19 protein-coding genes are annotated in these 11891 nt (G+C 62.3%); all 19 read right to left on the bottom strand.

The features are described 5' to 3' along the window. Window positions 1–2 precede the first annotated feature (2 nt). Window positions 3–308, bottom strand: a complete 306-nt coding sequence (gene rpsN, locus DKB74_RS13570; protein WP_109808679.1) for a 30S ribosomal protein S14 — start codon at window positions 306–308, stop codon at window positions 3–5. Window positions 309–327: 19 nt separating this feature from the next. Beyond that, window positions 328–912: a 50S ribosomal protein L5 gene (gene rplE, locus DKB74_RS13565; protein ID WP_109808678.1), complete on the bottom strand. Its 585-nt coding sequence runs from the start codon at window positions 910–912 to the stop codon at window positions 328–330. After that, the gene (gene rplX / locus DKB74_RS13560) at window positions 905–1222 is read right to left on the bottom strand and encodes a 50S ribosomal protein L24 (protein WP_109808677.1); all 318 of its coding nucleotides are present in this window, start codon (window positions 1220–1222) and stop codon (window positions 905–907) included. Before rplX ends, rplE begins: the two co-directional genes overlap by 8 nt. Next, window positions 1222–1590 (bottom strand): 50S ribosomal protein L14, encoded by a 369-nt coding sequence (gene rplN / locus DKB74_RS13555; RefSeq protein ID WP_109808676.1) that lies wholly within the window; start codon window positions 1588–1590, stop codon window positions 1222–1224. Before rplN ends, rplX begins: the two co-directional genes overlap by 1 nt. An 85-nt stretch (window positions 1591–1675) precedes the next feature. Beyond that, window positions 1676–1951 carry a 30S ribosomal protein S17 gene (gene rpsQ / locus DKB74_RS13550; protein ID WP_109808675.1) on the bottom strand — a complete coding sequence of 92 codons (276 nt, stop codon included), beginning with the start codon at window positions 1949–1951 and terminating at the stop codon, window positions 1676–1678. Between the two features lie 13 nt (window positions 1952–1964). Then, complete coding sequence (rpmC, locus tag DKB74_RS13545; RefSeq protein ID WP_109808674.1) at window positions 1965–2168, bottom strand: 50S ribosomal protein L29; 204 nt, start codon at window positions 2166–2168, stop codon at window positions 1965–1967. Window positions 2169–2173: 5 nt separating this feature from the next. Then, window positions 2174–2605, bottom strand: coding sequence for a 50S ribosomal protein L16 (gene rplP / locus DKB74_RS13540; protein ID WP_109808673.1), 432 nt, complete (start codon window positions 2603–2605; stop codon window positions 2174–2176). 18 nt (window positions 2606–2623) lie between these two features. Beyond that, window positions 2624–3319, bottom strand: a complete 696-nt coding sequence (gene rpsC / locus DKB74_RS13535; RefSeq protein ID WP_109808672.1) for a 30S ribosomal protein S3 — start codon at window positions 3317–3319, stop codon at window positions 2624–2626. Further along, window positions 3319–3696: a 50S ribosomal protein L22 gene (rplV, locus tag DKB74_RS13530; RefSeq protein WP_109808671.1), complete on the bottom strand. Its 378-nt coding sequence runs from the start codon at window positions 3694–3696 to the stop codon at window positions 3319–3321. The genes rpsC and rplV overlap by 1 nt, the downstream gene beginning before the upstream one ends. Continuing rightward, window positions 3696–3974, bottom strand: a complete 279-nt coding sequence (rpsS, locus tag DKB74_RS13525) for a 30S ribosomal protein S19 (RefSeq protein ID WP_109808670.1) — start codon at window positions 3972–3974, stop codon at window positions 3696–3698. Before rpsS ends, rplV begins: the two co-directional genes overlap by 1 nt. Window positions 3975–3980: 6 nt before the next feature. Then, window positions 3981–4817 (bottom strand): 50S ribosomal protein L2, encoded by an 837-nt coding sequence (rplB, locus tag DKB74_RS13520; RefSeq protein ID WP_109808669.1) that lies wholly within the window; start codon window positions 4815–4817, stop codon window positions 3981–3983. Continuing rightward, window positions 4817–5137, bottom strand: a complete 321-nt coding sequence (locus DKB74_RS13515) for a 50S ribosomal protein L23 (protein ID WP_109808668.1) — start codon at window positions 5135–5137, stop codon at window positions 4817–4819. The genes rplB and DKB74_RS13515 overlap by 1 nt, the downstream gene beginning before the upstream one ends. After that, a complete protein-coding gene (rplD, locus tag DKB74_RS13510; RefSeq protein ID WP_109808667.1) occupies window positions 5130–5753 on the bottom strand; it encodes a 50S ribosomal protein L4 in 624 nt (207 codons plus the stop codon). The genes DKB74_RS13515 and rplD overlap by 8 nt, the downstream gene beginning before the upstream one ends. Window positions 5754–5755: 2 nt before the next feature. Beyond that, window positions 5756–6511, bottom strand: a complete 756-nt coding sequence (rplC, locus tag DKB74_RS13505) for a 50S ribosomal protein L3 (RefSeq protein ID WP_109808666.1) — start codon at window positions 6509–6511, stop codon at window positions 5756–5758. A gap of 335 nt (window positions 6512–6846) precedes the next feature. Beyond that, window positions 6847–7155, bottom strand: a complete 309-nt coding sequence (gene rpsJ, locus DKB74_RS13500) for a 30S ribosomal protein S10 (protein ID WP_109808665.1) — start codon at window positions 7153–7155, stop codon at window positions 6847–6849. A 144-nt stretch (window positions 7156–7299) separates the two neighbouring features. Further along, window positions 7300–7773, bottom strand: a complete 474-nt coding sequence (locus DKB74_RS13495; RefSeq protein WP_239987520.1) for a hypothetical protein — start codon at window positions 7771–7773, stop codon at window positions 7300–7302. A 98-nt stretch (window positions 7774–7871) separates the two neighbouring features. Then, entirely contained in the window at window positions 7872–8282 is a 411-nt protein-coding gene (locus DKB74_RS13490) for a hypothetical protein (protein WP_109808664.1), read from the bottom strand. Between the two features lie 124 nt (window positions 8283–8406). Then, complete coding sequence (gene tuf, locus DKB74_RS13485) at window positions 8407–9597, bottom strand: elongation factor Tu (protein WP_109808663.1); 1191 nt, start codon at window positions 9595–9597, stop codon at window positions 8407–8409. A 107-nt stretch (window positions 9598–9704) separates the two neighbouring features. Then, window positions 9705–11777: an elongation factor G gene (gene fusA, locus DKB74_RS13480; protein WP_109808662.1), complete on the bottom strand. Its 2073-nt coding sequence runs from the start codon at window positions 11775–11777 to the stop codon at window positions 9705–9707. Window positions 11778–11891: the final 114 nt, after the last annotated feature.

The following is an 11891-nucleotide window of genomic DNA, read 5'->3' as shown; positions in this document are numbered from 1 at the left end:
CCTTACCAGCTCGACTTGGTGACGCCCGGGATGAGGCCCTTGTTGGCCAGATCACGGAGCATGACGCGCGCGAGACGGAACTTGCGGTAATAACCGCGCGGACGGCCGGTCAGCTCGCAACGGTTGCGAACGCGGGTGGGATTCGCATTGCGCGGAATCTCAGCCATCTTCAGCCGGGCAATGAGACGCTCGGTCTCGTCCAGGCTCTTGTCGTTCGCGATCGCCTTCAGCTTCGCATATTTGCCGGCATATTGCTTCACCAGCTTCTTGCGCCGCTCGTTCTTATTGATCGAACTCAGTTTCGCCATGACTTAAGTTCTTCCTTCCTTACGCCGCCTGCTTCGCTTCACCGTCCGCATCCTGCGGGAACGGGAAGCCAAAGAGACGGAGGAGCTCGCGAGCCTCTTCGTCGGTCTTCGCGGTGGTGGTCACGATGATGTCCATGCCGCGCACCTTGTCGATGCGGTCATAGTTGATCTCGGGGAAGATGATCTGTTCCTTTACGCCCATCGCGTAATTGCCACGACCATCGAACGACTTGGGGTTCAGGCCCCGGAAATCGCGCGTGCGCGGCAGTGCGATCGTGATGAGGCGATCGAGGAACTCGTACATCCGTTCACGGCGCAGGGTGACCTTGCAGCCGATCGCCATGCCTTCACGCAGCTTGAACTGCGCGATCGACTTCTTGGCCTTGGTGACGACGGGCTTCTGGCCCGCGATCAATTCCATTTCCGAAGCGGCCTGTTCGACCTTCTTCTTGTCCTGGGTCGCTTCGCCCACGCCCATGTTCAGAACGATCTTTTCGATCTTCGGAACTTCGAGCGCGTTCTTGTAGCCGAACTTTTCCGTCATCGCCTTGGCGATCGTGGAATCGTACAGCTCCCGCATGCGGGGGGTGTATTTGTCAGCCATTGATGACCTCCCCGGTCTTGACTGCGACGCGAACCTTCTTGCCGTCGCGTACTTCGAAACGCACGCGGGTCGGCTTGCCGTCGCTGGTGACCAGCGCGACCTTCGACGCGTGCAGCGGCGCGGCTTCGCGCTTGATGCCGCCCTGCGGATCGCCCTGGCTGGGCTTTACGTGACGGGCATGCACATTGATGCCGTCGACGACCAGCTTGCCTTCACGCGGCATCGCCTTGACGACTTCGCCGGTGCGACCCTTGTCCTTGCCGGACAGGACGATGACCTGATCGCCCTTCTTGATCTTCGCAGCAGACATCACAGCACCTCCGGCGCAAGCGAGATGATCTTCATGAAGCCCTTGCCGCGCAGTTCACGCACGACCGGGCCGAAGATACGCGTGCCGATCGGCTCTTCGTTCTTGTTGACGAGCACGGCGGCGTTGCCGTCGAAACGGATCACCGATCCGTCGTTGCGGCGAATGTCCTTGGCGGTGCGCACGATCACCGCACGGTGAACGTCGCCCTTCTTCACGCGGCCGCGCGGCGCTGCTTCCTTGACGGAGACGACGATGACGTCGCCCACGCCGGCGAAACGACGCTTCGATCCGCCCAGCACCTTGATGCACTGCACACGCTTCGCGCCGCTGTTGTCCGCGACGTCGAGATTCGACTGCATCTGGATCATAGATCCGGTTCCTTCTCAAATGGCCTGCCGGAACATGTCCGGTGGTTCCAACTTCGCTTCCCGGGTCGCCCCGGAACTACTCGCTTCAGGCGGCGGCTTCCGACTTGGTTTCCGGCGTCGCATGGGTGTTCACCCGTTCGATCACCTTCCAGGTCTTCAGCTTGGAAATCGGCTTCGTCTCTTCGATACGAACCGTTTCGCCGGCCTTGTATTCATTCGCCTCGTCATGGGCGTGATACTTTTTCGAGCGGCGGATGATCTTGCCGTAGAGCGGGTGCTTCACCTTGCGCTCCACCAGCACGACCACCGTCTTGTCACCCTTGTCCGAGACAATGTTCCCGGTCAGCACGCGCTTCGGCATGGTCTCGAACTCCTTACTTCGCAGCCGAGCGCGAGCGCTCGTTCTGCAGCGTCTTGATGCGCGCGATGTCGCGGCGGACTTCCCTGACGCGGCTGGCTTTTTCCAGCTGCTGCGTCGCGGCCTGGAACCGCAGGTTGAACGCCTCGCGCTTCAGATTGCCCAGCTCTTCGGTGAGCTGGTCGTCAGTCTTCTGACGAAGGTCGGTAGCCTTGGTCATTTCCCTCAACCCTCCAGGTGCGACGTGTCGCCGAGACGCGCCACGACCTTGACCTTGATCGGCAGCTTCATCGCGGCACGCTCGAACGCTTCGGCAGCGAGCGGGCCCGGAACGCCGTCCAGTTCGAACAGGATACGACCCGGCTTGACGCGGGCGACCCAATATTCGGGCGAACCCTTGCCCGAGCCCATGCGGACTTCGGCGGGCTTGCTCGACACCGGAACGTCCGGGAAAACGCGGATCCACAAACGTCCCTGACGCTTGATGTGACGCGTGATCGCGCGGCGAGCCGCTTCGATCTGGCGCGCGGTGATCCGCTCGGGTTCCATCGCCTTCAGGCCATAGGCGCCGAAGTTGAGCGCGGTACCGCCCTTGGCGTCGCCGTGGATGCGGCCCTTGAACGCCTTGCGGAACTTGGTGCGCTTGGGTTGCAGCATTGCTCTAGTTCCTCAAATTCAGCGCGCCGGGCGCACGCCGGAGGTCTGAGCCTCCTGCATAAGCCGGTCGGTTGCCATCGGATCGTGGCCCAGAATCTCGCCCTTGAAGATCCAGACCTTCACGCCGCAGACGCCATACGCGGTGTGCGCGGTGGCTTCTGCATAGTCGACATTCGCGCGCAGCGTGTGCAGCGGAACGCGACCTTCGCGATACCATTCGGTCCGCGCGATTTCCGCGCCGCCCAGACGGCCACCGCAATTGATCCGGATGCCTTCCGCACCCAGACGCAGCGCCGACTGCACCGCGCGCTTCATCGCGCGACGGAATGCGATACGGCGCTCGAGCTGATCGGCAACGCCCTGTGCGACGAGCTTGGCATCGACTTCCGGCTTGCGGATTTCGACGATGTTCAGGCTCACGTCGCTCGACGTCATGCTCTTCAGCTTCAGGCGCAGCTTTTCGATGTCCGCGCCCTTCTTGCCGATGATCACACCGGGACGGGCAGCATAGATCGAAATGCGGCACAGCTTTGCCGGACGCTCGATCACCACCTTCGAAATGGCAGCCTGCGGCACCGTTTCGAGGATGTACTTGCGGATCTTCAGATCCTCCATGAGCAGCCGGCCATAGTCATGGCCTTCGGCGAACCAGCGGCTGTCCCAGGTACGGTTGATCTGGAGGCGCAGACCGATCGGATTTGATTTCTGACCCATTATGCTTCCTCCACCTCGCGGACGACGATCCGGATACGGCTGAACGGCTTCAGGATGCGCGTCGACTTGCCGCGGCCGCGCGTGGCGAACCGCTTCATCGTGATCGACTTGCCCACCGAAGCCTCAGCGATGACCAGCGCATCGACGTCGAGGTTGTGGTTGTTCTCGGCATTGGCGATCGCGCTGTCGAGGACCTTCTTCACGTCCACGGCCATCGCCTTCTTCGAGAAGGTGAGGATGTTGCGGGCATCCTCGGCCTTCTTGCCGCGGATCAGGCCGGCAACGAGGTTCAGCTTCTGGGCCGAGCCGCGAATCTGCGTGCCAACGGCCAGAGCCTCGTTATCCGCCACGCGGCGCGGTGCTGCCTGCTTCGACATCAGCGCTTACCCTTCTTGTCGGCGGCGTGACCGGGGAAGAAGCGCGTCGGCGCAAATTCACCCAGCTTCATGCCGACCATGTCTTCATTGACCGACACCGGCACGAACTTGCGGCCGTTGTAGACGTTGAACGTGAGCCCAACGAACTGCGGCAGGATCGTCGAGCGACGCGACCAGGTCTTGATCGGACCGGCACGCGTGCCGGCTTCCTGTGCGGCTTCCGCCTTCTTGAGCAGATGCAGGTCCACAAAAGGACCCTTCCAAACCGAACGAGCCATCTCGACTTAGCCCTTCTTCTTCGCGTGACGCGAACGGATGATCATCCGATCGGTCGACTTGTTCTTGCGGGTGCGGGCGCCCTTGGTCGGCTTGCCCCACGGCGTAACCGGATGGCGACCGCCCGAAGTACGGCCTTCACCACCACCGTGCGGGTGGTCGACCGGGTTCTTCGCGACACCACGGGTCAGCGGGCGCTTGCCCTTCCAGCGGGTGCGGCCGGCCTTGGCGAAGTTCTGGTTGCCGTTGTCCGGGTTCGAAACCGCACCGACGGTGCCCATGCATTCCGCACGGATATAGCGCTGCTCGCCCGAGTTGAGGCGAACGATCACCATGCCCTTGTCGCGGCCGACGACCTGCACATAGGTGCCTGCCGAACGCGCGATCTGACCGCCCTTGCCCGGCTTCATCTCCACATTGTGGACGATGGTGCCGACCGGCATCTGACCCAGTTCCATGGCATTGCCAGGCTTCACGTCGGTCTTCTTGCCCGCGATCACCTTGTCGCCGGCGGCGAGACGCTGCGGCGCGATGATATAGGCGAGTTCGCCATCGTCATATTTGACGAGCGCGATGAACGCCGTGCGGTTGGGGTCATATTCCAGACGCTCGACGGTGCCTTCGACGTCCCATTTGCGACGCTTGAAATCGACCAGGCGATAGCGCTGCTTGTGACCGCCGGCGATGCCGCGCGAGGTCACGTGACCCTTGTTGTTGCGACCGCCGGTCTTGCGCTTGCCTTCGGTAAGCGCCTTCACCGGACCGCCCTTGTGCAGACCCGAACGGTCCACCAGGATCAGGCCACGGCGCGCCGGGCTGGTCGGGTTGTAATGCTTGAGTGCCATTACGCCTTAACCCCCTGGGTCACGTCGATCATGTCGCCGTCAGCGAGAGTCACGATCGCCTTCTTCATGTCGGAACGGCGATAGGGCGAGCCCTTCCACCGCTTGGTCTTGCCCTTCTGGACAATGGTGTTCACGCCGACGACCTTGACGTCGAACAGCGCTTCGACCGCAGCCTTGATCTCGGGCTTGGACGCATCGTTGGCGACCTTGAACACAACCGCGTTGTGCTCACTCGCCATCGTCGCCTTTTCGGTGATGTGCGGCGCGACGATCACGTCATAATGACGGTTGTCGATCGCTGCCTTGTCCTTCTTAGCCATTGAAGCGCGCCTCCAGCTTCTCGACCGCCGCCTTGGTCAGCACCAGCGTGTCATGCTTCAGGATGTCATAGACGTTGGCGCCGCCAGCCGGCAGCACGTCGACGTGCGGCAGGTTGCGCGCGGCCAGTGCGAAGTTCGTTTCGACGGTGTCGCCGTCGATGAACAGCGCCGACCTGCCCAGGCCCAGCTTTTCGAACTGACCCTTGAGCGCCTGCGTCTTGGCGTCGACCGCAATGCTGTCGAGCACGATCAGCGAACCGGCCTTGGCGTGCGTCGAAAGCGCCATCTTCAGGCCCATCGCGCGAACCTTCTTGTTCAGCGAGTGGCCGAAGCTGCGGGCGCGAGCGCCATGCGCCTTACCACCGCCGATGAAGATCGGCGCGCGGCGATCGCCGTGACGGGCGGTGCCGCCACCCTTCTGACGGCCCCACTTCTTGCCGGTACGCGCAACGTCGGAACGTTCGCGGGTGGCACGCGCCGGGGCACGGCGCTTTTCGAGCTGCCACAGCACGACGCGATGGAGAATGTCCTCGCGCGGCTCGACGGCGAAAATCGCGTCGTTGAGCTCGATGTCGCCGCCAGCCTTGGCGTCGAGGGTCTTTACCTTGACCTTCACGTTCAGCCCTCCTGGCCTTCGGTGGCTTCCGGCGCCGCCGCTGCTTCAGCGGGCGTATCGGCGGGAGCATCGTTGTTGTTCTGAGCGGACTTGACCGCCGCCGGGAACGGCAGACCTTCCGGAGCCGGGATCTTCACCGCGTCCTTGACGATCAGCCATGCACCCTTGTGACCGGGCACCGAACCCTTGACGAAGATCAGGCCGCGCTCGGCGTCGGTCTGAACAACTTCCAGATTCTGCTGCGTGCGATTGCGGTCGCCCATATGGCCGGCCATCTTCTTGTTCTTGAAGACGCGACCCGGATCCTGGCGGTTACCGGTCGAACCGTGCGAACGGTGCGACACCGACACGCCGTGCGTGGCGCGCAGACCGCCGAAGCCCCAGCGCTTCATGGCGCCGGCGAAACCCTTACCCTGGGTACGGCCCGACACGTCGACATACTGGCCGGCGATGAAATGGTCGGCCGAAATCTCGGCGCCCACATCAACCAGACCATCTTCTTCAACGCGGAATTCACAGAGGATCGCCTTGGGCTCGACTTCGGCCTTGCCGAAATGGCCGCGCTGCGGCTTGGCGACGTTCTTGGTCTTGGCGGAACCGGCGCCGATCTGGACCGCGACGTAACCGTCAACGTCCTGCTTGCGCTGTGCCACAACCTGAACGCCCTCCAGCGCCAGAACGGTAACCGGCACGTGGCGGCCGTCGTCCTGGAACAGGCGGGTCATCCCCATCTTCTTCGCGATAACGCCAGTGCGCATCGACCTGTTGCTCCTATACAGAGGCACCCTCGGGACAATTCCCTCGGGTGCGTGCCTCAGCCCAAATATGCGATACGTGCCCCCGTCCGGGCTGACCCCGCCATATGGCGGAGACGACGGGGGACGCAGACCCGGAAGTTCCGAAGAACCCCGGCGGTATCCCTATCTCGTGTGAGGGCTTCCCCTCGGTGGCTTCTTGCGTCGGCCCCTGGGGCGCGGTGGAGAAGCCTGCTTGCGACTCTCATAAGAGCGTCGCGAATCTTGTGGAGGCGCGCCTTTACGTCAGCCACGCCTCGCTGTCCACCCCGGAACCCGGGGTTTTTCGGCCAAGCGGCTCAGGCCAGCTTGATTTCCACATCGACACCGGCGGCCAGATCGAGCTTCATCAGCGCGTCGACCGTCTGCGGAGTCGGCTGCACGATGTCGAGCAGGCGCTTATAGGTGCGCGTCTCGAACTGCTCGCGCGACTTCTTGTCGATGTGCGGACCGCGGTTGACGGTGAACTTGTCGATGTGCGTCGGCAGGGGAATCGGACCACGGATCATGGCGCCGGTGCGGCGCGCGGTGTCGGCGATGTCGCCGGCAGCCTGATCGAGCACGCGATGATCGAACGCCTTCAGGCGAATGCGGATATTGTTGTCCATGTTCCCTACCGATGCGAAAGAGCGGGCGCCGTGACCGGCGCTCTTGCTGTTCAACTCAAAAAACCGAAGGCGCGCCTCTACAGAGCTAAGCGATTCGGATCAAGGGGGCGCGCAAGGAAATTTCGCGCCGCACCACGTCACCGGCTACAGGCACGGCCCCGGCGGCGTCCCGTCGTCGATCAGAACGCGCAGCCGCCGCTTGCCCCAATAGCTCATGTCGATCGAGTAGCGAACCGGCGATCCGGGCTTCGTCCAGATATTCTGGTCACCGCGATCCTCTGTGCCGGTACGGCACAATGTCCATCCGCGCGCCTTGAGGAACGGTTCGACGCCGAACACCGCGCGCTGATCCGCGTCGTGCCACAGGGTGAGGCCCTGAAAGCCGCTCGCACCATCATCGCCATACAGGTCGAGCCCGCCTTCGAACGGCCCCTGCCCCGCGACCATCATCCCACGCTTGCGGCACCGCAGCGTCGTGGCCGTATCGACGCAGTCGGAAAAACCCATCTGCCGGGCGAACGCCAGGCTGCCGGTGATCGGCATGCCGCCATAGGCGCGATTGGGCGGCGGCGGCGCACCGGGCGCGCAGGCAGCCAGCAACAGCAGGAGCAGGGCCACCAGTGCAAATTGCCCCGGACCGTGCCGTAACCCCATTGCCGCTCCCCCCGAGACCTGCTGATGCTCCCGACATCCAAAAACCACGTCCGATTACCTGCTTATCTCCGGCCGACTGACCAGCAGGGCGGGATACGGTCCCACTTTGACTGATCAAGCTTTTCCGCCTTCGCACGCAGGGCATAGTATTCCTGCGTCGAACACGGAATATCTAGTATCCAAAGCGCACGGAGAACGGCGGCGAACTCACCCTGGTCGGTGGCACCCAGCGCTTTCTTGAGAAGAAATTTCTCACCGGCAGGCCCAAAGCGTTTGAACGTCTCTGCAACGTCCTCCATCGGTGGGGCCACGCCCAGATACGTCTGCACGTAGAAGGCATACGCGTCTGGCAGAGACATCTCGTTCGCCTTGGCCAGACATTCGCGCCCGTCCATTCCCTTGTACAGGTAGCCGTCACACCCGGCGAGGAGGAGCGACACAAATAGTATCGCGGATCGAAATATGGCTGTCATGCCCCTTCACTTCGATCTGCCCGCATCAAAGCGCGCTATAGCATCAACGCAGGCCAACAAAAAACCCGGCCTCCCATGGGGAGACCGGGCTCTTTGCGTTACCTTCAGCCCCGAGGGGCGAAGATTACTTCTGGATTTCGCTCACCACGCCGGCGCCGACGGTGCGGCCGCCTTCGCGGATCGTGAAGCGCTGGCCAACGTCCATGGCGATCGGGGCGATCAGCTTGACGCCCAGAGCGACATTGTCGCCCGGCATGACCATTTCGGTGCCTTCCGGCAGTTCAACGGTGCCGGTCACGTCCGTCGTACGGAAGTAGAACTGCGGACGATAGTTCGCGAAGAACGGCGTGTGACGGCCGCCTTCGTCCTTCGACAGGACGTACACTTCCGACTTGAACTCGGTGTGCGGCGTGATCGAACCCGGCTTGGCCAGAACCTGACCACGCTCGACTTCGTCACGGGCAACGCCGCGGAGCAGCGCACCGACATTGTCGCCGGCCTGGCCCTGATCGAGCAGCTTGCGGAACATTTCGACGCCGGTAACCGTGGTCTTCTTGGTGTCGTTGATGCCGACGATTTCGACTTCTTCGCCAACCTTGACGATGCCGGTTTCGACACGGCCGGTGACGACGGTGCCGCGACCCGAGATCGAGAACACGTCTTCGATCGGCATCATGAACGGCTTGTCGAGCGGACGTTCCGGCTCAGGGATATATTCGTCGACCTGACGCATCAGTTCGAGAACGGCCTTCTTGCCGATTTCGTCGTTGCTGTCTTCCAGAACGGCGAGCGCCGAACCCTTGACGATCGGAATATCGTCGCCCGGGAATTCGTACGAGCTGAGCAGTTCGCGAACTTCGAGTTCGACGAGCTCGAGCAGCTCTTCGTCGTCGACCTGGTCGACCTTGTTCAGGAACACGACCATCGCGGGCACGCCGACCTGACGAGCGAGCAGGATGTGCTCGCGGGTCTGCGGCATGGGGCCGTCGGCAGCCGACACCACCAGGATCGCGCCGTCCATCTGGGCGGCACCGGTGATCATGTTCTTCACATAGTCGGCGTGGCCCGGGCAATCGACGTGCGCATAGTGACGCTTGTCGGTTTCATATTCGACGTGCGCGGTCGAAATGGTGATGCCGCGCTCGCGCTCTTCCGGAGCCTTGTCGATGTTCGCAAAGTCGACGGCCGTACCGCCGCCGGTCTCTGCCAGCACCTTGGTGATCGCCGCCGTCAGCGACGTCTTGCCGTGGTCGACGTGACCGATGGTGCCGATGTTCAGGTGCGGCTTGGACCGCTCAAACTTTGCCTTCGCCATTGTTTCCTACCTTTGTGTCTACGCTTGTCCGAATCGCATGGGCTCGCGTGGAAGGCGCGCCCATAGCGAGCTATTTACGTTTATGCCAGCCCCGAGCGTCGATGCGCTCAGGCCAGTTTCGCCTTCACTTCGTCGGCCACGTTCTGCGGCACTTCGTCATAGTGGCTGAACTGCATCGTGTACTGCGCACGGCCCTGGGTGAACGAACGCAGTTCGTTCACATAACCGAACATGTTGGCCAGCGGCACATTCGCGATCACCGCCTGGGCGTTGCCGCGCGTTTCGGTGCCCTGAATCTGGCCACGACGCGAGTTCATGTCGCCGATCACGTCGCCGAGATAATCCTCGGGGGTGATGACTTCGACCTTCATGATCGGCTCGAGCAGCTTGATGCCCGCCTTCTGAGCCGCTTCGCGCATCGCGCCGCGGGCACAGATTTCGAACGCCAGCGCCGACGAGTCGACGTCGTGATACTTACCGTCGACCAGATGCACTTCGAAGTCGATGATCGGGAAGCCGATCAGCGATCCGGTCTCGGCGGTTTCGCGGAAGCCCTTTTCCACCGACGGGATATATTCGCGCGGAATGTTGCCGCCCTTGATCTCGTCGAAGAACTGGAAGCCCGAACCGCGTTCGCCCGGCTTGACCTGCACCTTCACTTCACCGAACTGGCCCGAACCACCCGACTGCTTCTTGTGGGTGTAGGTCAGCTCGATCGGCTTGGCGAGATATTCGCGATACGCCACCTGCGGCGCACCGACATTCGCTTCCACCTTGAATTCGCGCTTCATGCGATCGACCAGGATGTCGAGGTGAAGCTCGCCCATGCCCTTGATGATCGTCTGGCCCGATTCGTGATCGGTCGAAACGCGGAACGAGGGATCCTCGGCGGCGAGGCGATTGAGCGCGATGCCCATCTTTTCCTGGTCGGCCTTGGTCTTGGGTTCCACCGACAGCTCGATCACCGGCTCCGGGAACTCCATGCGTTCCAGGATGATCGGCTTGTTCGGATCGCACAGCGTGTCGCCGGTCGTCGTTTCCTTCAGACCCGCAATCGCGACGATGTCGCCGGCATAGGCCTCTTCGATGTCCTCACGCGAATTCGCGTGCATCAGAAGCATACGGCCGACCTTTTCCTTCTTGTCCTTCACCGAGTTCAGATACGAACCCTTGGTGAGCTTGCCCGAATAGATACGGGTGAAGGTGAGCGAGCCGACAAACGGGTCGTTCATGATCTTGAACGCCAGCGCGGCGAACGGCGCATCGTCCGACGACGGACGCGTGTCTTCCTCGTCGCTGTCGGGCAGCACGCCCTTGATCGCCGGAACGTCGAGCGGGCTCGGCAGATAATCGACCACGGCGTCGAGCAGCGGCTGAACGCCCTTGTTCTTGAACGCCGAACCGCACAGCACCGGCACGAACGACTGGTTCAGCGTGCCCTTGCGGATCAGCGCCTTCATCGTCGCGACATCGGGCTCATTGCCTTCCAGATACGCTTCCATCGCGTCATCGTCCTGCTCGACGATGAGTTCGATCAGGTTCTGGCGATATTCGGCTGCCTTGTCGGCCAGATCGTCGGGGATCGCGACATATTCGAATTCGGCGCCCAGGCCGTCATTCTTCCACACGATACCACGGTTTTCGACCAGGTCGACCAGGCCGATCAGATCGCTTTCGATGCCGATCGGAATGTACAGCACGGCCGGCTTGGCACCCAGGCGATCGATGATCGACTGGACGCAATATTCGAAATTGGCGCCGGTGCGGTCGAGCTTGTTGATGAAGCACATCCGCGGCACGCCGTACTTGTCGGCCTGACGCCACACGGTTTCCGACTGCGGCTCAACGCCGGCAACGCCGTCGAAGCACGCAACCGCACCGTCGAGCACGCGCAGCGAACGCTCGACTTCGATGGTGAAGTCGACGTGCCCGGGGGTGTCGATGATGTTGATCCGGTGGTCGTTCCAGAAGCAGGTCGTGGCGGCCGACGTGATCGTGATGCCGCGCTCCTGCTCCTGCTCCATCCAGTCCATCGTCGCAGTGCCTTCATGCACTTCGCCGATCTTGTAGGACTTGCCGGTGTAATAGAGGATGCGCTCGGTAGTCGTCGTCTTACCGGCATCGATATGCGCCATGATGCCGATGTTGCGATACGTGTTGAGCGGATCTTTGCGGGCCATGTTATCAAACTCCAGCGCCGGGTGCGGCGATCTGCGGTTCCAGTACGGGGTGGGCGCGGAGGCCCTTAGCCATTTCCGCCTGCCCTGAATAGCCTCGGACCCCGGAATAAATCC

The organism is Stakelama portus (genome assembly GCF_003171655.1).
Lineage (GTDB): Bacteria > Pseudomonadota > Alphaproteobacteria > Sphingomonadales > Sphingomonadaceae > Sphingomonas > Sphingomonas portus.
This window is presented reverse-complemented; position numbering and strand designations above follow the sequence as displayed.

Excerpts from the sequence above, each read along its gene's own strand:
- rpsN (WP_109808679.1), bottom strand. The coding sequence starts at position 308 with ATGGCGAAACTGAGTTCGATCAATAAGAACGAGCGGCGCAAGAAGCTG.
- rplE (WP_109808678.1), bottom strand. The coding sequence starts at position 912 with ATGGCTGACAAATACACCCCCCGCATGCGGGAGCTGTACGATTCCACG.
- rplX (WP_109808677.1), bottom strand. The coding sequence starts at position 1,222 with ATGTCTGCTGCGAAGATCAAGAAGGGCGATCAGGTCATCGTCCTGTCC.
- rplN (WP_109808676.1), bottom strand. The coding sequence starts at position 1,590 with ATGATCCAGATGCAGTCGAATCTCGACGTCGCGGACAACAGCGGCGCG.
- rpsQ (WP_109808675.1), bottom strand. The coding sequence starts at position 1,951 with ATGCCGAAGCGCGTGCTGACCGGGAACATTGTCTCGGACAAGGGTGAC.
- rpmC (WP_109808674.1), bottom strand. The coding sequence starts at position 2,168 with ATGACCAAGGCTACCGACCTTCGTCAGAAGACTGACGACCAGCTCACC.
- rplP (WP_109808673.1), bottom strand. The coding sequence starts at position 2,605 with ATGCTGCAACCCAAGCGCACCAAGTTCCGCAAGGCGTTCAAGGGCCGC.
- rpsC (WP_109808672.1), bottom strand. The coding sequence starts at position 3,319 with ATGGGTCAGAAATCAAATCCGATCGGTCTGCGCCTCCAGATCAACCGT.
- rplV (WP_109808671.1), bottom strand. The coding sequence starts at position 3,696 with ATGTCGAAGCAGGCAGCACCGCGCCGCGTGGCGGATAACGAGGCTCTG.
- rpsS (WP_109808670.1), bottom strand. The coding sequence starts at position 3,974 with ATGGCTCGTTCGGTTTGGAAGGGTCCTTTTGTGGACCTGCATCTGCTC.
- rplB (WP_109808669.1), bottom strand. The coding sequence starts at position 4,817 with ATGGCACTCAAGCATTACAACCCGACCAGCCCGGCGCGCCGTGGCCTG.
- DKB74_RS13515 (WP_109808668.1), bottom strand. The coding sequence starts at position 5,137 with ATGGCTAAGAAGGACAAGGCAGCGATCGACAACCGTCATTATGACGTG.
- rplC (WP_109808666.1), bottom strand. The coding sequence starts at position 6,511 with ATGCGCACTGGCGTTATCGCGAAGAAGATGGGGATGACCCGCCTGTTC.
- rpsJ (WP_109808665.1), bottom strand. The coding sequence starts at position 7,155 with ATGGACAACAATATCCGCATTCGCCTGAAGGCGTTCGATCATCGCGTG.
- DKB74_RS13490 (WP_109808664.1), bottom strand. The coding sequence starts at position 8,282 with ATGACAGCCATATTTCGATCCGCGATACTATTTGTGTCGCTCCTCCTC.
- tuf (WP_109808663.1), bottom strand. The coding sequence starts at position 9,597 with ATGGCGAAGGCAAAGTTTGAGCGGTCCAAGCCGCACCTGAACATCGGC.
- fusA (WP_109808662.1), bottom strand. The coding sequence starts at position 11,777 with ATGGCCCGCAAAGATCCGCTCAACACGTATCGCAACATCGGCATCATG.